The organism is Phycisphaeraceae bacterium (assembly GCA_019636655.1).
In the GTDB taxonomy this organism is placed as follows: domain Bacteria; phylum Planctomycetota; class Phycisphaerae; order Phycisphaerales; family UBA1924; genus JAHBXB01.
In genome coordinates, this window is record JAHBXB010000001.1 from 108,235 (window position 1) to 129,028 (window position 20,794).

The following is a 20,794-nucleotide window of genomic DNA, read 5'->3' on the forward strand; positions in this document are numbered from 1 at the left end:
CTACCACGCGATTGACGCAGAAACCCCGAGTTTCCAGACCCCGATCAACTCGGCCTGCCCCGCCGCCGATACCCCAGTTGGGTCCGTTTGACATCAACGAGAGCAGCCATGACGTCCGGTAACGAACATTTGGTCGTCCGTCAGCATGACCGGCATGAGTGCCAGGTCGCCGTTGAGGTTGCGGTTTCGTCGGAGCACGCTCGCAAGGTGGTGCTCTCACGGACCGTGGGGGATGGCGCTGGCACGATTCAGGTGACCATGGTTGACATCAGTTCGGGCGGGCTCGGGCTCTCGTCGAACGTCTTCCTCCCCAAGGGGTGTCACCTCGACGTCCGCCTGATACGAGCCGACGACCAGGCCGGCGGATCGAAGTCCGCCCGGACGATCTTCGAGACCCGCGTGCGGATCCAGCGCACGGCGATGGTCGACAAGTCGCCTACGTACTACATCGGGACGGCGTTCATCAGCGACGATCCCGTCGAGGAATCCCAGCGCCGGGCGCTGATGGAGCAGATCCGAAACGGCGCGCTCTCGGCGGGAGAGGCGGGTGCGCATGTTTAGCCACGATGAGTTCGTGATCGCGATGCTCGTCGAGGACGGGCGGCTGGACCGGGCCCGCGCGGAGGATGTCGCGCGGCACGCCCTGGAGAAGAAGGTCGGCAAGTCGCAGGCGGTCATCGACCTGGGGATCGTGCCCGCGAGGGACGTGACGATCACGCGGGCCGCCATCGCCGAGTGTCCGTTTGTTGATCTTGATCAGTTTGAAACGGATATCAGCAACGCCTCTCGCCTGCCGCGGACAGTGGCCGAGGGGCTCGAGGCGTTCCCGCTGTTCGAGCTCGGGGACCTGACGACCGTCGGCATGGCCGACCCGCTGGACCTCAAGGCGGTCGATCAGCTCCGCGCCCTGCTCAAGACCGACATCGAGCCGGTGCTCTGCGAGCCCGGCGCGCTGGCCAAGCTGATCGCGAGCGCCTACTCGCTGCACGCGGGCGGTGACACGCGTCTCTCGCCCGCCGTGCAGGCCGCGAGCCTGACCACGGGCGACGAGCCGATCGTCGCCGCGGTGAACCAGATCATCGCCCAGGCGGTGATGGAGAACGCGAGCGACATCCACATCGGGCCCGACGAGTCGTCGCTGCACCTGCGCTTCCGCGTGGACGGGGCGCTGCACCCGCGCCAGGGGCCGCCGCTGTCGGCGCACCTCGGGTTGGTGCAGCGTCTCAAGGTGATGGCCAACCTGGACCTCACTGTGACGCGCCGGCCGCAGGACGGCAAGTTCCGTTTCACGCATGCCGACCGGGCGGTGGATATCCGGCTGAGCATCATCCCGACGGTGTGCGGCGAGAACGTCGTCATGCGGCTCCTGGCCTCGGGCGGCACGATCAAGGGATTCGCTGAGCTGGGGCTGCCGCCGGCGATCACCACCCAGTTCGAGTCCGCGATCGAGCACCCGCACGGCATGATCCTGGTCACGGGCCCGACCGGCTCGGGAAAGACGACGACGCTCTACACGGCCATCAAGCGGCTCAACAGCCCTGACGTCAACGTCATGACGATCGAGGACCCGGTCGAGATCCGGCTCCCGATGGTCCGCCAGATCCAGGTCCACAGCGAGATCGGCATGACCTTCGCGGGGGCGCTGCGTTCGATCCTGCGGCAGGACCCGGACGTGGTGCTCGTGGGCGAGATCCGCGACGAGGAGACCGCCCGCATCGCGGTGCAGGCCGCGCTCACCGGCCACCTGGTGCTCAGCACGCTGCACACCAACGATGCGCCCGGCGCGATCGCGCGGCTGCGCGACTTCGGTCTCCCGGCCTTCGCCATCAACTCGGCGCTGCTGTGCGTGGTCGCCCAGCGGCTGGTGCGGCGCGTCTGCCAGCACTGCGCCGCACCCGACCATCCCACGCCGCTCGTGCTCGCCCGCTTCGGGCTCAGCCCCGACAAGGCCAGTTTCCAGCGCGGCGCCGGGTGCGGACGCTGCAGCAGCACCGGCTACCGCGGCCGCATCGGCGTGTACGAGATGCTCGACATGGGCATCCCCGTGCAGAAGGCGATCGACAAGGGCGCGACCACGATCCAGATCAAGCAGGCCGCCGAGTCGTGCGGCTACCGCCCGATGTGGTTCGACGGCCTGGAGAAGGCACAGCTCGGTCACACCACGCTCGAAGAGGTGTCCCGCGTCGTCGCGCTCGAACTCTCCGGCGAGGACGCCGGGTCCGCCGACCACGCCGCGCATCACCCGGACGGCACCGCAGGGAGGCTCAGCGCATGAGCACGATCGCGTTCGAATACACCGCACTCGAGAAGTCCGGCGTCAAGCGCCGGGGCGTGCTCCGCGCCGGCAGCAAGGCCGACGCCCTCCGCCAGGTCGCCGCGCTGGATCTCACGCCCGTCCGCATCAAGCAGGTGCGGGAGGTCGTCCGCGCCCGAGGCCGGACCATCCGCGTCAAGGACATCGCGCACTTCACGTACCAGTTCAGCGTTCTCATGGGCGCCCGCATCCCGATCGGAGAGGGCCTGCTCTCCATCGCCCAGCAGGAGACCAACGCCAAGCTCCGCGAGGTCATTACCGACATCGCCACGCGCATCGAGGCCGGCGAGCAGATCGCCAACGCGATGACGCATCACCACAAGGTCTTCGGCGAGTTGTACATCCAGACGATCCGCGCCGCCGAGCGCACGGGCAACCTCGTGCCCGTGCTGGAGCACCTCTCGGAGCTGCTCGAGCGCCAGCGGGAAAGCCAGCAGCAGGTCCGGTCGGCCCTCATGTACCCCACCTGCGTCGTCGTCGTCCTGGTCCTGGCTGTCACGTTCCTGATCGGCGTGGTCATCCCCAAGTTCGCCAAGATGTTCGCCTCCAAGGGGCAGCAGCTCCCGATCTTCACGCGCATCCTCATGGCGGTCGGCGAGTCCATGCAGGCCTACTGGTGGGCCTACCTCGGTGCCGCCGTGGCGGGCGTGTTCATGATCAAGTTCGCCTGGAATCGCCCGCGGGGCCGGAACTTCATCGAGGCCATCTTCCACCGCATCCCGATCATCAAGGACATCCTCGTCGGCGCGGCGATGAGCCGCTTCACGCGAGTCCTGGGCCTAGGCGTGCAGTCGGGCGTCGGCCTGATCGACTCGATCGAACTGGCTTCCAACGCCTCCGGACGCCCCGCGCTGCTCCGCGACGGCCAGCGCATCGCCGAACAGGTCCGCACCGGCGGACGGCTCAGGGACGTCCTGGCTGTCTGCGGTTATATTCCCAACTTCGCAAAGCGCATGCTCAGCGCGGGCGAGGAGTCGGGCGACGTCCCCAAGATGTGCCAGCTCATCGCCCGCCACTACGAGCGGGAGACTGCACACCTGACCAAGAACATCGGCACGGTCATCGAGCCCGTGCTCATCGTGCTCATCGCCGGCGTCGTGCTGGTCGTCGCCCTCGCGATCTTCCTGCCGATGTGGGACATGGTCAAGCTGGTGAGCTAGACCCGTCCAGGCACCACGACCCCTTGTTGCAGGAGAGCGGACGCCCCGACGCGTCCGCTCTCATTCCCATGCGCCCGCCGCGGCCCCAAGCCGGCTGCGCGTGAAGCCTGAGCGCCTGTGCCGCGGAGTCCGTCTATGACGCTCTGGCGCTCTGGGGCTGGTCGGCGCTGCACCGAAACGCTCATGAAGGCCAGTCTCCTGTCGGATACATACACGGCGGGTGCCACGATCGCAATCGTCCGTTGCAACCACGCATTCCCGTTGTCGGAAGACTCGAGCCCCGCCGGGGCCGGAAAGGAGCCAAGATGGATCTCGTGCTGAATCGGGGGAACAAGAACCGGGCGTTTACGCTGATCGAGCTCATCGTTGTGATCGTCGTTCTGGCGATCCTCAGCGGCATCGCCATCCCCAAGTACATTGACTACACGGCCAACGCCAAGGCGTCCTCCTGCAAGGGCACGCTCGGCGGCGTTCGCTCCGCGATCGCCAACTTCTATGCGAACCGCGCCGCCAACGGCACGGCCGCGTACCCCACCGTGGGCGAGATGAACACCTTTGGTTCGACCGGCGTGATGCAGGAAGCCATCCCGGCCAACCCCTATATCTCGACCACGACCCTGGTCAGCGGCACCAGCATCCCGACCAATGCGTACGTCATCGCGGGCACCTTCCCGGCGCCCCCGACGCTCCCCCCGGTCGAGACCACCGCGACCGGCGGCTGGCGCTACGACGCGACCAACGGCCGCTTCTGGGCCAACAGCAACACCGTCGGCGAGAACGCCTGGTAATCACTCGCAGGCGGGTCGCCGATCCGATGCAATCGACCCGCCGGTGGTAACGCGCCGGCGGGTTCTTTCTTTCCTGATAGCCGTCTCTGCTCCACGTGGCAAGTGGGGCTGGGGCAAGCGAAACGATCGAGACCAGCGAGACCTCATGACGACCTGCTCCCGCATCCCGACGAGCGCCCGCAGGGCATTCACACTGATCGAGCTGATCGTGGTGATCGTCGTCCTCGCGATCCTCTCGGGCGTCGCGATCCCCAAGTACCTTGACTACTCCGCCTCGGCCAAGGCCTCCTCCTGCCGTGCTACCCTCGGCGCTGCGCGCTCCGCCATCACCAACTACATCGCCCAGTCGGGTTTGAACGGCGCCGCGACGCCCCCCGCCCTGGTCACGTTCCAGACCCTCGGCGGCGTCATGAACGAGCCGCTCCCCGCCAATCCCTACATGGCCTCCAGCGAGATCGCCGCCGCCACCTACCCCGCGAGTCCCGCAACGCCGCCTCCGGTCAGCGGGTCCCACGGCTGGAACTATGACCCCGCCTCCGGCCGCTTCTGGGCCAACAGCGACACCGTCGGAGAAAACACGTGGTAGCCGCCACTCATGCCGCATCCCGCCGCCGCGCCTTCACCCTCGTCGAGATGATCGCGGTGATGGTCGTTGTCTCGGTGGTCGCGGCCGTGGCGATCCCGTCGTTCTCCTCGATCGCAGGGACCCGCCAGATCGCCGCCGCGAGGCTCCTGCTCCGAGACCTTACCTACGCCCGCGAGCGGGCGATCGCCACGGGCACCCGCGTCTGGGTCGTCTTCTCCGTCAGCGGCAACTCGTACTCCGTGCTCGCCGAGAACCCGGCCGCCCCCGGCCGGGCCGGCGCCGCCATCATCCCCGACCCGTCGGCCCCGAACCGCACCTACCAGCAACTGCTCAACACCGGCGAGTTCTCCGGGGTCCAGATCGTCAGCGCCGCGTTCGACAGCCAGGTCGAGGTCGGGTTCGACTGGTGCGGCCGGCCGCTCAACACCACCTCCGCGTTCCTCGCCGCGAACGGCGTCGTCACCCTCACCGGCTCCAAGACCGTCACCGTGCAGGCCCGAACCGGGCTGTGCACCATGCCCTGAGGCCACCATGGTCCCCCGCGCCCCCGCACGCACATCCCGCCGCTCACCCGCCCGCCGCGGGTTCACGCTGATCGAGGCGATCGCCTCGATGGTCATTCTCGGCATCGCGCTCCCGCCCATGCTCTGGGCCGTTCGCCAGGAGCACCGCAACCGCATCTCGCCCCTCTACGCCTCCAAGGCCCGCTGGCTTGCGACCGAGAAACTCGAGGACATCATCGCCGACCGCCACAGCACCACCCGCGGCTACGCCTACCTGACCGCCGGCAACTACCCCGCCGAGGCCACCATCAGCGGCTACCCGGGCTTCTCGCGCTCCGTCGCTCTCGTCGAAACCGGTCCGGACCTCGCCACCGCCGGCACGGGCTACATGAAAGTCACCGTCTCCGTCACCTGGACCGACTCCACCGGGACGTCGCGGACCCTGCCGGTCAGCACCGTCCTCACGGATTACAACTGAGCCACCCGATGAACCGCCCCGCCCGCAATCGCCGCACGCACCCACGCGCCGCCCGCCGCCGCGCCGGCTACACGCTGGTCGAGGCCATCGTGGCCATCGTGATCGTCGCGCTCCTCGGCTCGGTCGCCTCCACCATGATCTTCGAGTCCATCAAGGGCTACCGCGACGCGGCTGTCCGCGGCCAGATCCACCAGAACGTCTCCGCCGCCGCCGATCGCCTCACCAGGTCGCTGTGGAGCATCAACCGCGACACCTCCGCCTCGGTCGTCGCCCCCGCGATTTCATCGGTCGCCCCGTCGGCAATGACCTTCAACTCCAACTGGAGCCTTTCGCTCTCCGGCGGCCAGTTGCTCCTCAGCGAGAACGGCCAGACCGCAACCCCGCTGGTCCACAATGTCTCCGCGTTCTCCATCCAGTGCTACGACGAGTCCAACAACGCCCTAGGCGCCACGCTCAGCGGCGCGGCCACGCAGGGCATCCGCCGGATCCAGATGCAGATCACCGTCACCGAGCATGGTCTCAGCGAGACGATCCGGATGAAGGTCTATCTGCGAAGCACCATGAAGGGAGCGGCCATCGGATGAGAACCCTGAGGCCCATCCCAGCCGCCCGCCGCCGAGCCCGCCACCGGGGCTCGATTGGTCTGGCCATGGTCATCGTGCTCATCATCGTTCAGCTCACTGTCATCGGTGTCGTTACTACCGGTGTGCGCGAGCAGGACATCACCATCCAGCGGCTCGATACCCTGCGGGCCTTCTACGCCGCCGAGGGCGGCATGAACATGGCCATCCGCGAGATGATGAACAACGTCGACGAGGACGGCGACGGCGTCATCGGCACCATCAGCGACGACGGCAACGCCGCGAACGACCCCGCGCTCGCCGCGGCCCGCTTGGTCGTCACCAAGTCGATCTCCGGTCCCCAGATCACCCTCACCAGCCAGGGCCGCTCCGGCATCGCCCGGCGCAAAGCCCAGGCGGTGCTCCAGTAGGCCCGCCGGAGGACCAGCAATGACCAGCGTCCGCGCCAGTCTGCCATGGATCCTCGCCGCCGCGGCGATGCTCGCGGCCGCTTCTGCCGCCGACGCCACGACCTACTTTGTCCGCAAGACCGGTTCGGACAGCAACAGCGGGACGTCGAAGAACGCGGCCTGGCGGACCGTCGACAAGGCCGCCACCGTTGCCTCCGCCGGCGACATCGTCTACGTCGGCGCCGGCACCTACTCCGAGCAGGTCTCGCCCGACAAGGACGGCACCGTCGGCTCGCGGATCCGCTACATCGCCGATGTGAACGGCACCTACACCGGCGATTCGGGGGCCGTCATCGTGCAGGCCCCCAACGGCAAGAACGCGCTCTCGCTCGACAACGCCGACTACACCGAGTTCACCGGCTTCCAGTTCGTCGGTTCGACCGGAAAGGACGCCGTCATCTGGAAGAAGGCAGTGGGGGGGCTCCTTGATTCCTGCATCATCCGCGACAGCCCCAAGGACGGCATCGACATCGACGACGCCACCCTCACGATCACCAATTGCACCATCTACAACACCAAGAACCACGGCGTCATCGCATCGGGATCCACCTCGGTCATCACCATCACCGACTCGGTCATCCGTGACTGCGGCAACAACGCCATCGACCTCAACACCTCCTGCACCGTCTCCGTCGCCGGCTGCTCCCTCTACAACAACAAGGACGCCATCAACATCTCCGGTGCGGTGAGCGCCACCGTCCGTTCCACGCAGATCTTCACCTCGATCAACGGCATCTGGCTCGCCGGTAACTGCACATTCTCTGCCGCCAACTGCCTGATCCACACCATGTCCGGTGATGCTGTCCGCCTGGAGAACAAGAGCGGCATCAACGCCTCCTTCTGGCACCTCACCGCGTACGGCATCTCGGGCAACGCCTTCTATATGCGCAACGGCGCCGCCACCATCAAGAACTGCATCGTCTCGACCTGCTCCGGCCGCGGGCTGTACGTCACCGGCGGCTCGCTCATCCACTCTCACAACATCCTGCACAACATCGCCGCCGGCGCTTACTCGGGCACTTCCTCCGCCGTCGGGGAAACCACGGCCGACCCCAAGTTCGTCTGGACCGGCATCGACTTTCATCTCTCCGCCTCCTCGCCCGCGATCAACACGGGAACCAGCGCCAGCCCGGTGACCACGGCCGACCTCGGCGGCTCGGTGCGCCCCCAGGGTGGCGGGTGGGACATCGGCTGCTACGAGTTCGGCGCCGGCGGCACCCCGACCCCCAAACTGGTCAGTTGGACGGAGATCGAGCCATAAACCTCTTGCATCGCTTTCAGCTTCGCCCCCAGCGCATGTCCCCGGTCACCGGAGAACCTCGCATGATCCGCTCCCGCGTCTCCCTCATCGGCGTCGTCGTCCTCGCGCTCGCCGCCCAGGCCGCCCAGGCCACGACCTACTTCGTCCGAGTCACCGGCAACGACGCCAGCGCCGGCACCGCGCCGGCGACGGCCTTCCGCACTATCACCAAGGCGATGGCCGTGGCGGGTGCCGGCGACACGGTTTACATCGGCGCCGGCACCTACGCGGCGGCTCTCTCCGCAAGCAAGTCGGGAACCGCTGTAGCACCCATCATTTTCGCCGCCGACCTCGACGGCTCGCGCACCGGCGACGCCGGCGCGGTCATCGCCACCGCTGCTGGAAAAAGCGTCCTCACCATCAAGAACCAGGATTATCTCACCTACCTGGACATCGAGTTCCGATCCGGGACTGAAGGGGTGAGCATCCAGAACAGCGACGGCACGACGCTTCTGCGGTGCACCGTTCGCAACTGCACGGGCGATGCCGTCTCCGTCACCAACTCGGGCAGCATCATCGGCACGATCACGGTCGACGGGTGCACCATCACGAACTGCAGCGGCTCAGGCCTGGTTGTGAATCAGAACGCCACGGTCGTCGTGCGCGACACGTCGTTCTCCTCGCTGTCCGGCGGCATGTCGCTGCTCTGGCCCAACTCCTCTCTGAACGTCAATCGCTGCATCCTCAGTTCGATCAGCGGCCGCGCGGTGAACATCGACCGTGGTGTCGCCAGGCTCTCCAACATCCTCGCGGTCTCCTGCGCGGCCATGGGCGTTCGGGTCGGCTCCCACTCGTCGGTTGACGTCAAGATGGTGAACACCACCATCGCCGCCGTCTCCGGGCCCGCCGTGAAGCAAGAGGGTGGCGTGTTTGTCATGCATAACGTCGTCGTCGCCGGCTCAACCACCGGCTTCCAGCGCACCGGCGGCACCACCACCCACAGCCACAACCTCTACTACAACTGCCCGACGACCTATTCCGGCGTCTCCGCCGGATCGTCCGACCTCATCGCCGATCCCAAGTTCGCCGGCCTGGGTGACTATCGCCCTCTGACCGACTCCCCCGCCGTCGATTCGGGTTTCGATGCGTCTTCGCTCACCGCCACCGACCTCGACCGCAAGCCGCGTCCCCTCGGCGGTGGCTGGGATCGCGGCTGCTACGAGTTCGGCACCGTGCCGTCGCTCCGAATCCTGCAGTGGAACGAGATCGAGCCCAACTGAGCGAAGGCCGGTCCTGCAATCGGTTTCAGTTTCGTTCAATCCCTCAATCAAGGGTGATCCGTTCTCCGGCTGCGCCCCCGGTCCGGGGCTGGGGATCTCACGGAATGCCTTGGCATCTGCTTCCTCTAGCGCAACCAACGAAAGGCCCCCTCCGATCAGGCCGATAGCGCCAGGTACGCACTTCTCTCGCTCGACTGGTACCGCTCCCCGAAGGCATGCCATGAAGACCACCAACACTCGTGCGAAGTCCGCGATTGTCGAGATCTCGCCCTCGCGTCTCGAGGTGTCGGTGTTCTCCAGCGGCAAGCCCGCCATTCACACGTTCTTCCTTGACCAGTCCGAGTGGGGCGACAACTGGCCCGGCGTTCTCCGCGGCCTCTCCGACCCTCTTGCTAACCTCGTCCAGCAGTCTGGTCTCGTGGGCGCAGCGCCCACCGTCGTGTACGTCGCGCCCACCTCTGCCGTCGGCGTCTTCTCCTGCCCCGCCTCCGCCGGCAAGGCTTCCGCGGCGACCTCCGCGATGCTCGGTCTTGCCGGCGTCTGCCCGTTCCCGCTGGAGGGCCAGCCCTCCGGTGTCCGGCACCTCGGCACCGACAAGCCCGGCGCCGACGGCGCCGCCGGAGTCCAGGTTCACAATCTCGGCGCCGCCGACACCGATGCCTCGGTCCAGGCCATCGCCGACCTTTGCGGCCGCGCCGGCCTTGCTCCGATCTGCTTCATCCCCGCCGCGGCCGCCGCGACCGCCGATGCCGTCCGCCTTGCCCTGGAGGCCTCGGCCAAAGGCGGCGTCCACGCCGTGTTCTGGCTCGGCACGCAGGTCTCGGTGCTCGCCGTGGCCAACGCCGGCCGCCTCCGCCTCGTCCGCAACCCCTCGCTGGGCACCGACCTCTTCGTCGAGGCCCTGATCCGCCCGATCCGCGCCCGATCCAGCGACAGCCAGCCGCCGCGCGACGCCGTCACCCTTACCCGCGACCAGGCCCGTGAACTGCTCGCCCGCGCCGGCATCCCGGCCGCGGAGCAGGTCGTCGACGAGGCCCGGGGCATTCATGGCGCCGGCCTGCTCCCGCTGATGCAGCCCGTCCTGCAGCGGCTGAGCGTCGAGGTCAAGCAGTCCCTTCGTTTCGGTCTCGAGGATGCGGAGCGCGAGGCCCTCAGCCTCTCGCTCGCCGGACCCGGGTCGCTTCTCCCCAATCTCCCGCAGACTCTCGCGCGCCAGACCGGCCTCTCGCTCGGCGCCGAACAGACCTCCAGCGACCGCGATGCCCACGGCCTCGCCGCGGCGGTCCGCGCCGGCGAGTCGGTTCTGCCCATCCTCCGCCCGTTCTCAATGGAACAGGCCTCGACGTTCCGCACCACGCGGCGCACCGTCTGGGTCGGCCTAGCCGCCGCCGCCGCGGTGGTTGCCGCCGACATCGGCACCTCCTGGATGGCCCTGAGCCACGCCAACGAGCGAGTCACCCAGCTCAAGAACCAGGTCGCCCGCGATTCCGCCACCACGCCGGAGCAGGTCGCGGCGGAAGCCGCCCGCGAGAAAGTCCTCGCCCTCAGGGAGGCTATCTCCACGCAGATGGGCGACAAGGTCGACTGGAGCGCCTTCCTGACTCTTCTCGCAGACACCACCCCCGAGAACATCCGCTTCTCCAGCGTTGAGGTCGGCTTCTCCGGCCGCCGCGCCTGCACCCTCACCGGCTACCTCGATGGCGCTTCGGGCGCCGAGGCTGCTTCGGCCCTGCAGGCGTACATGTCCAGCCTGGCAGCCGTTCCACTCGTCGCCAACGTCTCCCTGGGCACCACCCAGCGGAGCCAGCGCGACGGCCGACCGGTCCAGCAGTTCGAACTCTCCGTCCTGCTCCTGGGCCTGCCGTCCAACACCGTGATAAGCGACAAGGACGCCGGCCAGATCTCCGCCGGCGAGCGGTGAACCGCCAATGAACGACCCCTCCCGTCAGATCGGCATCGAACTGTTCCTCGGCGTCGCCGCGTGCGTGGCTGCTGCCACCATCCTGGTGGACCCGCTGCACAAGAAGATCGTCGCGGCCAACGACGAGGCGACCCGCCTCGTCGCCTTCACCGGCCCGGGCGCCGCCGGTCCCATCATCCCAGCCGACCGCGCCGCCGAGGTGCTCGCCAACTCCCAGCGCCAACTCGCCCAGATCGCGAAGCAGGGCGAGGCCGTCCGTGACAAGGCCGCCCTCTACACCAGCCTCATGTCCGCCGCCGAGCGGCACTCGATCAAGGTTGACCAGGTCCAGCCCGCGAACTCCTCCAAGCCCACCGGCTCCGCCAACAAGAACGCGCCGCTCCCACCCCCGATGGCTCCGGGCGTCTGGGCCTCCGCTCCCGCCCCCGCGACCATCGACGTCCGCGGCGAGTCGACGATCTTCCTCATGACCGCCGAGGGAGCCTACGGCAATCTCACCGCGTTCCTCCGCGAACTCCAGGACGGCGGCGGCCTCCTCCGCATCCGCTCCGTCCGCCTCGACCCGGTCCAGAACTCCAACCCGCCCCTGCTCAGGGCCATGATCGAGACCGAGCACTTCACCTTTGAGATCGCTCAGCCCACCGTGGCCGCGGGCGCGGAGGGCAACCCATGAAGATCCACTCCACTACGGGCCGCCGCCTCCTGGTCCTCGGCGCCCTCGTCGGCCCTGTCATTTTGTTCCAGTCGGCGAGGTTCCTGATGAGCACCCCCCAGGCGCCCTCCGCCGCCAACGCGACGACGACCGCCGCCCCCGCTCCCGCGGCGCCGGCTCGCGGCCCCGCCGCGCTGAGCCCCGAGCAGACCCGCGCGATCGAGTGGCTCGCCAAGCAGCCCGAGCGGCCCTCCCGATCCCCGATGGAGGCCCCGCTGCGCAAGGTCGTCGTCGACGACGAGCCCGTCGAGGTCGTCGCCGAGGCGCCGACGCCCCCGCCGCCCGCGGCCCCGGGCCTCCCGCCCCTCACCCTCTCGCTCATCATGAACAGCCGCGGCGAGTCCGTCGCCATCCTCAGCGGCAAGACCTACCGCAAGGGCGACGAGGTCGCCTCAGGCTGGAAGGTCGACAAGATCGACCACGACGCATGGTCGGTCACGCTCCGCCATCCCGACGGTCGCTCGGCCGAGATCAACGCCGTCAAGCGATAGCCTGGGTCAGCGCCCGGGTTTCGCCCCCGGTGTCGCTCCGCCGGGCACGGTGTAGTTCACCCCGAGCTGGTCGAACAGGAACCCGTACACATCCACGTCCTGCTCGATGCGCTCGCTCAGCGACGAGCCGATCCCGTGCCCCGACGTCGCGCTCGTCCGCAGCAGCACCGGGTTCGACGACGCCGCCTGCAGCGCCGCCGTGAACTTCCGCGAGTGCATCGGGTCCACCCGCGGGTCGTTCGCCCCGGTCAGCATCAGGATCGGCGGGAGGTCCTTCCCGGCCGTGACGTGCTGGTACGGCGAATACGCCGCCAGTGCGCGGAACTGCTCGGGGTCCTTCACGGTCCCGAACTCCGTCACGTTGAACGCCCCGTTCGGCGAGAGCTCCACCCGCAGCATGTCGTAGATCCCGACGTGCGACACGCACACGCCGAACAACTCCGGGTGCTGCGTCATCAGCGCGCCCATTAGCAGTCCGCCGTTGCTCCCGCCCATGATCGCCAGCTTCTTCGGCGAGGTGTACCCCGCCTCCTCCAGCCGCCGGCAGCACGCCGCGAAGTCGTCGAACACGTTCTGCTTCTTCGTCAGGTTCCCCTCGCGGTGCCACTGGTCCCCATACTCGCCGCCGCCCCGCAGGTGCGCCACCGCGAAGACCCCGCCTTGCTCCAGCCACACCTTCCGCACCGCCCGGAAGTTCGGCGAGATGCTCACGCCGTACCCGCCGTACCCCCACAGGATCGTGGGGTTGTTCCCGTCCAGCTTCGTCCCCTTTCGCATCAGGATGGTCATCGGCACCTTCGTCCCGTCCTTCGAGACCGCCGTCTCCCGCACGACCTCGCAGTCCGCGAAACTCACCGGCGAGGTCGACGCCAGCGCCGTCTTCCTCAGGTCGCCGTTCTTCGGGTTGAACCGGTACCACGCCGCGGGCTCCAGCATGGACTCGTTGTGGATCAGCACCTCGTCCCCGTCCGTCGCGACCACGTGGTCCACCGACGACACCGGCAGCACCGTCGGCGACAACTCGGGCATCCCCAGCCGGTTGAACACCCGCACCCGGTTCGGCCCGCCCACCTGGTCGATCAGGTACAGCCGGTTCTTCGTCACCACGATCCCGATCTTGTCCGAGAACAACGTCTCGATGTTCGCATCCGGCGCCTCGGGCACGATCTCCACCGCGTCCTTCAGCGACCCGGTCAGCGGCATCGTGATGATCTTGCCCTTCGGGGCCCCGTTGCGGGAGACGAAGTACACATCCCCGTTTCCTCCCAGCGACCCGTGAACCACCTTGTCCTTGAACCCCGTCAACTGCTTCCACGACCCATCGGGGAACCGCACGAAGTGCGAGAACTCCCCCCCGTCCCCGTCCTGCACCGTCGCCAGCACGTTCTTCCCGTCCTTGGACGTCTCCAGGTTGATCTCCGCGATCCTCGGGAAGTCCTTGCCGATCTCGTACCGGTCCTCTTCCGTCTTCCCGCCCAGCGGGTGGAAGTAGACCTGGGTGTAGAAGTCCATGTCCTCCGCCGCCCGCTCATTCCCGCGCGGGTACCGCGTGTACCAGAATCCCGAGCCGTCCGCCGCCCACGCCAGGTCCCCGCCCGCCGTGCCGCCGTTCACGCGCGGCACCACCGAGCCCACCGGCTTGCCCGTCGCCACGTCGAACACGTGCACATCACCCGCCTCCGAGCCCCCCTGCGACATCGACACCGCCAGCAGCTTCCCGTCCGCCGACGGCCGGTACCAGTCGATCGCCGTCAGCCCCTTCGTGTCGATGACATTCGGATCGACCACCACCCGCTCGGTCTCCGGCCGGTCCGCCGACTCCATCACCACGATGAACGGCTGCTGCTTCGGCGGCTGGTGCTTGAGCACAAACAGCTTCCCGCCCGCCGCGTGCAGCTCCGTGTGCCGCACCGTGTCCGACGACGACAGGTCCGTGATCCGCGCCCGGATTGCCTCGATGTTCGGCAGGTGATCCAGCACGCTCCGCGCATACTCGTTCTGCGCATCGCTCCACGCCCGCACCGCCGGATCCTCCCAGTTCTCCAGCCACTGGTACTCGTCCACCACCTTTACGCCGTGGTACTCGTTCGTCACCGGCTTCTTTGCCGTCTCCGGCGGCGCGCCCAGGGCAACCATCGAAACCGCGCCCGCGGCGCACACGCCAAACATCCGGCTGATCGTCATCACGGCGGAACCTCCTTCGGGTGAAGAGTGGATTCAATCCTAGAGCCCCACCAGGCCCACGCCCGCCGCGCTTGGTCCATCTGGTACGCTGTCCCGCGTGACCCAGGCCCCCGCCCAAACCCCCGGCTCGGCCCGCATCCTCGTTGTCGACGACAACGAGATGAACCGCGACATGCTCTCGCGCCGTCTCATCAAGGCCGGTTACAGCGTCGAGACCGCCCCGGACGGCCAGTCCGCCCTCGCCCTGCTCCTGCCATCCAGCCCCCCACCCGGCCTCGATGGGCAGCCCGATCCCATTCAGGGGTTCGATCTTGTTCTCCTCGACGTCATGATGGCCGGCATCGACGGCTTCGAGGTGCTCCGCCGCCTCCGCGAACACCACCCCGCCACCGCCCTCCCGGTCATCATGGCCACCGCTAAGGACCAGCGAGACGACATCGTCCGCGCCTTCGACCTGGGCGCCAGCGACTACGTCACCAAGCCCATCGACTTCGCCGTCGCCCACGCCCGCGTTCGAACCCAGCTCGACCTCAAGCGCAGCGTCGACCGCATCCTCGCCCTGGAACGCAGCCTCCAGGCCCGCAACGCCGACCTGGATCGTGCCAACCAGCGCATGCGCGGCGAACTCCAGATGGCCGCCCGCGTCCAGCAGGCCCTCCTCCCCGCCTCGCTCCCCGTGCTCCCGACCGCATCGTTCGCCTGGACCTACCGCCCCTGCGAGGAACTCGGTGGCGACATCCTCGGCGTCCTCGACCTTGATGATTCCCACGTCGGCCTTTACCTCCTCGATGTCTCCGGCCACGGCGTCCCCGCCGCCCTCCTCTCGGTCACCCTCAGCCGCATCCTCGCGACCGTCCCCGGCGTCGAGTCCCTCACCATCCGCCGGCGGCACGACGGCGGCTTCGAGCCCGTGCCCCCCGCCGCGGTCGTCTCCGAACTCAACCGCCGCTTTCCGATGGACGATTCGACCCTGCAGTACTTCACGCTCTTTTACGGCGTTCTCAATGTCACCGACGGCTCGCTCCGCTTCGTCTGCGCCGGCCACCCCCCCCCGATCCTGATCCCCCGAGACGGACCCGGCCGAACCATCGACGGCTCCGACCACGCCGTCGGCTGGTTCCCCGACACCGTCTTCCAGGAGCGATCCGTCCGCCTCGCGCCGGGCGACCGATTGATCCTTTATTCCGATGGCATCTCCGAGGCGGCCAACCTCGCTGGTCGGGCTTTCGGCACGCCCGGCGTCCTCAGCACCCTTGATGCCTCCCGCAACTCCCCCCTCAAGCATGCCCTTGACGACATGGTCCGCGCCGCCTCCGGCGCCTCCGATCGGCCGTTTCGGGACGATGTCTCGGCCCTCGGGGTCGCCTTCACCGGCTCCGCCTGATCGCCCATGCCCATGACGGCCATCGAATAGACTCCGCATCGTGGAGCCACCGCGCCCGCGGCCGCCCAGGAGCCGTCACCCGTGCCCAGACTCCTGATCGTCGAGGACAACGAAGCCAACCGCGACATGCTCTCGCGCCGGCTGACCCGCCGCGGCTACGAGGTCATCATGGCCGCCGATGGCCAGCAGGGTGTCGACACCGCCTCCTCCGCCCGCCCCGATCTGATTCTCATGGACCTCAGCCTCCCCGTCCTCGACGGCTGGGAGGCCACGCGGCGACTCAAGGCCAACCCCGCCACCGCGGCCATCCCGGTCATCGCACTCACCGCCCACGCCCTCGAGACCGACCGCACCCGGGCCATGGAAGCGGGATGCAACGACTACGACACCAAGCCCGTCGACCTCGAACGCCTCGTCGCCAAGATCGAGGCCCTCCTTGGCCGCCCGTCCCAACCCTCGTCCTGATCCTGTCCCGCACCGAAGAACACGAGGCCCTCCATGCCGATCCGAGCCCTCATGCTCCTGCTTCTCCTCGTCGCGTTTGTCGCCGGCGGCGTCGTCGGCTGGAACCGGATCTCGGAGGCGATGCAGGCCAACGCCCAGCGCCAGGTCGTCTCCAAGGCCGAGATCCTCCTCCAGACCATGATCGGCGTCCGCGACTACACCACCAACAACGTCAACCTCCACCTCAAGCCCCTCCTCGCAGCAGAGCCCGAGTTCATCAAGGAGACGGTCCCGGGCTACTCCGCGCGAGAGGTTTTCGAGAACTTCCGCAACGGTAAGCCCGAGTACAGCGCCTTCCTCTTCAAGGAAGCGACGATCAACGCCACCAACGAGCGCAACGAGGCCAACCCCTTCGAGCGAGAGATCGTCCAGGAGTTCCGGAAGCAGGTCGCCGAGCACGAGGCCGACCCCGCCGTCCCCCTCGCGCCCACCAGCGGATTCCACATCGATCCGGACACCGGTGAGGACGTCTTCTACATCGCTCAGCCCATCGTCATCAAGGAACGGTCCTGCCTGGAGTGCCACACCACCCCGGACATGGCCCCCGCCAGCCAGATCCGCACCTACGGCCCGGACCGCGGCATGGGCTGGAACCTCGGCGATGTCATCGGCGCCCGCATCGTCTACGTCCCCGCGAAGCAGGTCGTTGAAGCCGGCGTTCGCACCGCCCGCAACGTCATGCTGATCTTCATCAGCACGTTCGGCCTCATGATCACCATGATCATGTTCGTCCTGGGCCGCCGGGTCGTCCGCCCTTTGCGGCACCTGGCCGGAGCCGTCGCCCGGGTCGGCAAGGGCGACCTCCCGCCCAGCACCCGCATCTCCACCCAGGATCCCATCCTCGCCCGCTCCGCCCGCCGCGGCGACGAACTGGGCACCCTCGTCGCCGGCTTCGACTCCATGGCCCAACAGGTCGGCGCCCGCGAGGATGACCTCCGCCGGGCCCGCGCCGCCTCCGAGCAGCGAGAGGTCTATTTCCGATCCGTGATCGAGCAGTCCTCCGACGCCGTGCTGATCGTCGCCCCCGACGGCGAGATCCGCTACGTCAGCCCCGCGATCACCTCCATGCTCGGCCGCTCTCCCGACGAACTCATCGGCACATCCGCCTTCGACCTGGTCCACCCCGACGACCGCCCGGCCGCCCGCGAGTCGCACGAGCGAGTCATCAAGCTCGGCGTCAGCCCCATTGTCCGCCTCCGCTGCCGCCACGCCGACGGCTCCTGGCGCGACATCGAGGCCGCCGGCAGCAGCCTCCTCGACGTCCCCGCCGTCGCCGGTATCGTCGTCGTCTTCCGCGATGTCACCGAAAAGCGACGCGCCGAAGAGGCGACCCGCGACAAGGAGGCCGCCGAGCAGGCCAACCGCGCCAAGAGCCAGTTCCTCGCCAACATGTCCCACGAGCTCCGCACCCCCCTCAACGCCATCATCGGCTACAGCGAGATGCTCCAGGAGGAAGTCACCGACCTCGGCGCCGCCGGCACCGCCTTCGTCGGCGATCTCAAGAAGATCCAGTCCGCCGGACGCCACCTGCTCAGCCTCATCAACGACGTACTCGACCTCTCGAAGATCGAGGCCGGCAAGATGGATCTCTTCCTCGAGGAGTTCGCCGTCCCCGACATCATCACCGACGTCGTCACCACCGTGCATCCCCTTGTCGAACAGAAAGGCAACCGCCTCGAAGTCCGCATCGCCCCCGACGCCGGCCAGATGCGCGCCGACCTCACCAAGCTCCGCCAGGCCCTTTTCAACCTCCTCTCCAACGCTTCCAAGTTCACCGAGGGCGGAGTCATCACCGTCGACGTCCGCCGCGAGCCCGGCTCCTCCGGCGACATCATCTCCTTCACCGTCTCCGACACCGGCATCGGCATGTCCGATGAGCAGCTCTCCCGCCTCTTCGAGGCCTTCTCCCAGGCCGACGCCTCCACCACCCGCAAGTACGGAGGCACCGGCCTGGGCCTGGCCATCACCCGCCGCTTCTGCCGCATGATGGGCGGCGACATCTCCGTCCGCAGCGAGCCATCCAAGGGCTCGGCCTTCACCATCCGCATCCCCGCTACGGTCGCCGATCCCAAGCTCGAGCCGCCGCCCGCGCCGGACGAACCCGCCACGGACACGCCCGACGCCGCCCCCGCCGGCCCCAGCCGCTGCGTCCTCGTGATCGACGACGATCCGATCGTCCACGACCTGATGCGCCGGACCCTCGCCAAGGAGGGCCTCCGCGTCGAAACCGCCCTTTCCGGCGATGCGGGACTCGAGGCCGCCCGCCGCCTCCGTCCCGACGTCATCACCCTCGACGTCATGATGTCCGGCCGCGACGGCTGGTCCGTCCTCTCCGCCCTCAAGTCCGACCCCGACCTCGCCCCCATCCCAGTCGTCATGGTCACCATCATCGACCAGAAGCGACTCGGCTTCTCCTTGGGCGCCTCGGAGTACCTCGTCAAGCCCGTCGACTTCGACCGTCTCGCCGACATCCTCGAGCGACTCAACCGCACCCACTCGGGCGACATCCTCGTCGTCGAGGACGACGCCTCCCTCCGCGAACTGGTCCGTCGCAGCATCGAGCGCATCGGCCGCCGCGTCGTCGAAGCCGAGAACGGCCGCCGCGCCATCGAGCAACTCCAGAATTGCGAAGAGGGCGCCCTCCCCGGCCTCATCGTCCTCGATCTCATGATGCCCGAGATGGACGGCTTCCAGGTTCTCGAGGCCCTCCGCACCCATCCGCGCTGGCGGTCCATCCCTGTCGTCGTGGTCACCGCCAAGCCCCTGACAGCCCAGGAACGGGCCCGCCTCCAGGAGCAGGTGATGAATGTTCTGGAAAAGGGCGACTACCCGCTCGACGACCTCCTCGCGGCGGTCCGCGATCTCGTCTCCACCTGCGCCACCCCACCGCCCGCCCCCCCCAAGGCCTGAATCGACCCGACGACCGCCCCGGTCCCCGCGTATGCAACCCCGACTTCGCCCGCCGGAATAATCCACGGCCGTGTACGGTTCTTATTTGACTCACCAACACGCCCGCACGGACAATCGGCCCGACCCCCGATTCCCCGGGCACCCACCAGTCCAACCCAAGGAGCCTTCCCAATGCTGACCCGTCTGCTCGCCGCCGGCCTCATCTTCTGCGCCGCCGGCGCCGTCGTCGCCCAGGACAGCCCGTCCAAGGAGCAGCCCGCGCCCGCTAAGGCCGAAAAACCCGCCAGCAAGAAACTGAGCCCCGGCGACAAGGCCCCGGCCCTCTCGATCGAGAAGTGGGTCAAGGGCGAGCCCGTCACCGGCTTCGAGAACGGACGCACCTACGTCATCGAGTTCTGGGCCACCTGGTGCGGCCCCTGCATCGCCAGCATGCCCCACCTCACCGAACTCCAGTCCCATTACAAGGACAAGGGCCTCACCATCATCGGCGTCACCAGCGCCGATCCCAACAACTCCCTCGACGATGTCACCGAGATGGTCAAGGAGAAGGGCGACGGCATGGGCTACACCGTCGCTTGGGACACCGACCGTGAAACCTACGACGCCTACATGAAGGCCGCCAAGCAGAACGGCATTCCCACCGCCTTCGTCGTCAACTCCGCCGGTGTCATCGCCTACATCGGCCACCCATCCCGCCTCGACAAGCCCCTCGAGCAGATCATCGCCGGCACCTACGACATCAAGGCCGCCGCCGAGCGCGAGGCCAAGCGGACGCCCCTTATGAAGGCCATCGGCTCGTCCATCCAGGCCGGCGAGTGGGACACCGCTCTGGCCAAGACCGAGGAACTCATCGCACTCGACCCCGAGAATGGCGGCGACATCGCCGCCAGCGTCTTCGCCACGGTCCTCAAGGGCGCGGACGACCCCACCAGCGCCTACGCCTTCGCCCGCAAGGCCGTCGACGGCTCCGCCAAGGACAACGCGATGGCCCTGAACATCATCTCCTGGTCCATCGTTGACCCCGAGGCCGATGTCTCCAACAAGGACCTCGACCTCGCCATGGCCGCCGCCAAGCGCTGCGACGAGATCTCCGGCAGCAAGGAGCCCGCCTTCATCGACACCCTCGCCCGCGTCTACTTCCTCAAGGGCGACAAGGTGAAGGCGATCGAACTCCAGGAGAAGGCCGTCCGCCTCGCCGACGGCGACATGCGCGAGCAGCTCGAAGAGTCCCTCGCCGAGTACAAGGCCGCCGGTTCCAAGAACTGACCAAAGAACTGGCTCCCCCCCGTCCTTCATCTCCCCTGTTCCC

At 68.0% G+C, this 20,794-nt stretch carries 19 protein-coding genes; 18 read left to right on the forward strand and 1 reads right to left on the reverse strand.

All coding sequences use genetic code 11. From position 1 onward, the window contains the following. Positions 1 to 108: 108 nt before the first annotated feature. From KF745_00505 to KF745_00570, 14 genes are all read left to right on the forward strand, one after another. The gene (locus KF745_00505; protein MBX3356885.1) at positions 109 to 561 is read left to right on the forward strand and encodes a PilZ domain-containing protein; all 453 of its coding nucleotides are present in this window, start codon (positions 109 to 111) and stop codon (positions 559 to 561) included. Further along, positions 554 to 2,275 (forward strand): type II/IV secretion system protein, encoded by a 1,722-nt coding sequence (locus KF745_00510; protein MBX3356886.1) that lies wholly within the window; start codon positions 554 to 556, stop codon positions 2,273 to 2,275. Before KF745_00505 ends, KF745_00510 begins: the two co-directional genes overlap by 8 nt. Beyond that, positions 2,272 to 3,474, forward strand: coding sequence for a type II secretion system F family protein (locus KF745_00515; GenBank protein ID MBX3356887.1), 1,203 nt, complete (start codon positions 2,272 to 2,274; stop codon positions 3,472 to 3,474). The genes KF745_00510 and KF745_00515 overlap by 4 nt, the downstream gene beginning before the upstream one ends. Positions 3,475 to 3,779: 305 nt before the next feature. After that, positions 3,780 to 4,262, forward strand: a complete 483-nt coding sequence (locus KF745_00520; GenBank protein MBX3356888.1) for a prepilin-type N-terminal cleavage/methylation domain-containing protein — start codon at positions 3,780 to 3,782, stop codon at positions 4,260 to 4,262. 145 nt (positions 4,263 to 4,407) lie between these two features. Further along, positions 4,408 to 4,848 carry a prepilin-type N-terminal cleavage/methylation domain-containing protein gene (locus KF745_00525; GenBank protein MBX3356889.1) on the forward strand — a complete coding sequence of 147 codons (441 nt, stop codon included), beginning with the start codon at positions 4,408 to 4,410 and terminating at the stop codon, positions 4,846 to 4,848. Further along, positions 4,842 to 5,372 carry a GspH/FimT family pseudopilin gene (locus KF745_00530; protein MBX3356890.1) on the forward strand — a complete coding sequence of 177 codons (531 nt, stop codon included), beginning with the start codon at positions 4,842 to 4,844 and terminating at the stop codon, positions 5,370 to 5,372. The genes KF745_00525 and KF745_00530 overlap by 7 nt, the downstream gene beginning before the upstream one ends. Before the next feature lie 7 nt (positions 5,373 to 5,379). Beyond that, positions 5,380 to 5,829: a prepilin-type N-terminal cleavage/methylation domain-containing protein gene (locus tag KF745_00535; protein ID MBX3356891.1), complete on the forward strand. Its 450-nt coding sequence runs from the start codon at positions 5,380 to 5,382 to the stop codon at positions 5,827 to 5,829. Positions 5,830 to 5,837: 8 nt separating this feature from the next. Then, the gene (locus KF745_00540) at positions 5,838 to 6,413 is read left to right on the forward strand and encodes a prepilin-type N-terminal cleavage/methylation domain-containing protein (protein ID MBX3356892.1); all 576 of its coding nucleotides are present in this window, start codon (positions 5,838 to 5,840) and stop codon (positions 6,411 to 6,413) included. Then, entirely contained in the window at positions 6,410 to 6,820 is a 411-nt protein-coding gene (locus KF745_00545) for a hypothetical protein (protein MBX3356893.1), read from the forward strand. The genes KF745_00540 and KF745_00545 overlap by 4 nt, the downstream gene beginning before the upstream one ends. 19 nt (positions 6,821 to 6,839) lie before the next feature. Beyond that, entirely contained in the window at positions 6,840 to 8,120 is a 1,281-nt protein-coding gene (locus KF745_00550) for a right-handed parallel beta-helix repeat-containing protein (protein MBX3356894.1), read from the forward strand. 62 nt (positions 8,121 to 8,182) lie between these two features. Further along, on the forward strand, positions 8,183 to 9,379 hold the full coding sequence (locus tag KF745_00555) for a right-handed parallel beta-helix repeat-containing protein (protein MBX3356895.1): 1,197 nt from the start codon (positions 8,183 to 8,185) through the stop codon (positions 9,377 to 9,379). 220 nt (positions 9,380 to 9,599) lie between these two features. Then, positions 9,600 to 11,300: a hypothetical protein gene (locus tag KF745_00560; protein MBX3356896.1), complete on the forward strand. Its 1,701-nt coding sequence runs from the start codon at positions 9,600 to 9,602 to the stop codon at positions 11,298 to 11,300. 7 nt (positions 11,301 to 11,307) lie between these two features. Next, positions 11,308 to 11,973, forward strand: a complete 666-nt coding sequence (locus KF745_00565; GenBank protein ID MBX3356897.1) for a hypothetical protein — start codon at positions 11,308 to 11,310, stop codon at positions 11,971 to 11,973. Next, entirely contained in the window at positions 11,970 to 12,503 is a 534-nt protein-coding gene (locus tag KF745_00570; protein ID MBX3356898.1) for a hypothetical protein, read from the forward strand. The genes KF745_00565 and KF745_00570 overlap by 4 nt, the downstream gene beginning before the upstream one ends. 6 nt (positions 12,504 to 12,509) lie before the next feature. Here KF745_00570 and KF745_00575 read toward each other — a convergent pair whose 3' ends face one another. Beyond that, positions 12,510 to 14,690 (reverse strand): S9 family peptidase, encoded by a 2,181-nt coding sequence (locus KF745_00575; GenBank protein MBX3356899.1) that lies wholly within the window; start codon positions 14,688 to 14,690, stop codon positions 12,510 to 12,512. Positions 14,691 to 14,784: 94 nt separating this feature from the next. Here KF745_00575 and KF745_00580 point away from each other — a divergent pair, with 94 nt between their 5' ends. The 4 genes from KF745_00580 to KF745_00595 all read left to right on the forward strand — a co-directional run bounded on the left by KF745_00580 (position 14,785) and on the right by KF745_00595 (position 20,751). Next, positions 14,785 to 16,071: a SpoIIE family protein phosphatase gene (locus KF745_00580; protein ID MBX3356900.1), complete on the forward strand. Its 1,287-nt coding sequence runs from the start codon at positions 14,785 to 14,787 to the stop codon at positions 16,069 to 16,071. A gap of 81 nt (positions 16,072 to 16,152) precedes the next feature. Next, positions 16,153 to 16,536 carry a response regulator gene (locus KF745_00585; GenBank protein MBX3356901.1) on the forward strand — a complete coding sequence of 128 codons (384 nt, stop codon included), beginning with the start codon at positions 16,153 to 16,155 and terminating at the stop codon, positions 16,534 to 16,536. Between the two features lie 33 nt (positions 16,537 to 16,569). Continuing rightward, on the forward strand, positions 16,570 to 19,485 hold the full coding sequence (locus tag KF745_00590) for a response regulator (protein ID MBX3356902.1): 2,916 nt from the start codon (positions 16,570 to 16,572) through the stop codon (positions 19,483 to 19,485). A 171-nt stretch (positions 19,486 to 19,656) separates the two neighbouring features. Then, positions 19,657 to 20,751, forward strand: a complete 1,095-nt coding sequence (locus tag KF745_00595; GenBank protein MBX3356903.1) for a redoxin family protein — start codon at positions 19,657 to 19,659, stop codon at positions 20,749 to 20,751. Positions 20,752 to 20,794 lie beyond the last annotated feature (43 nt).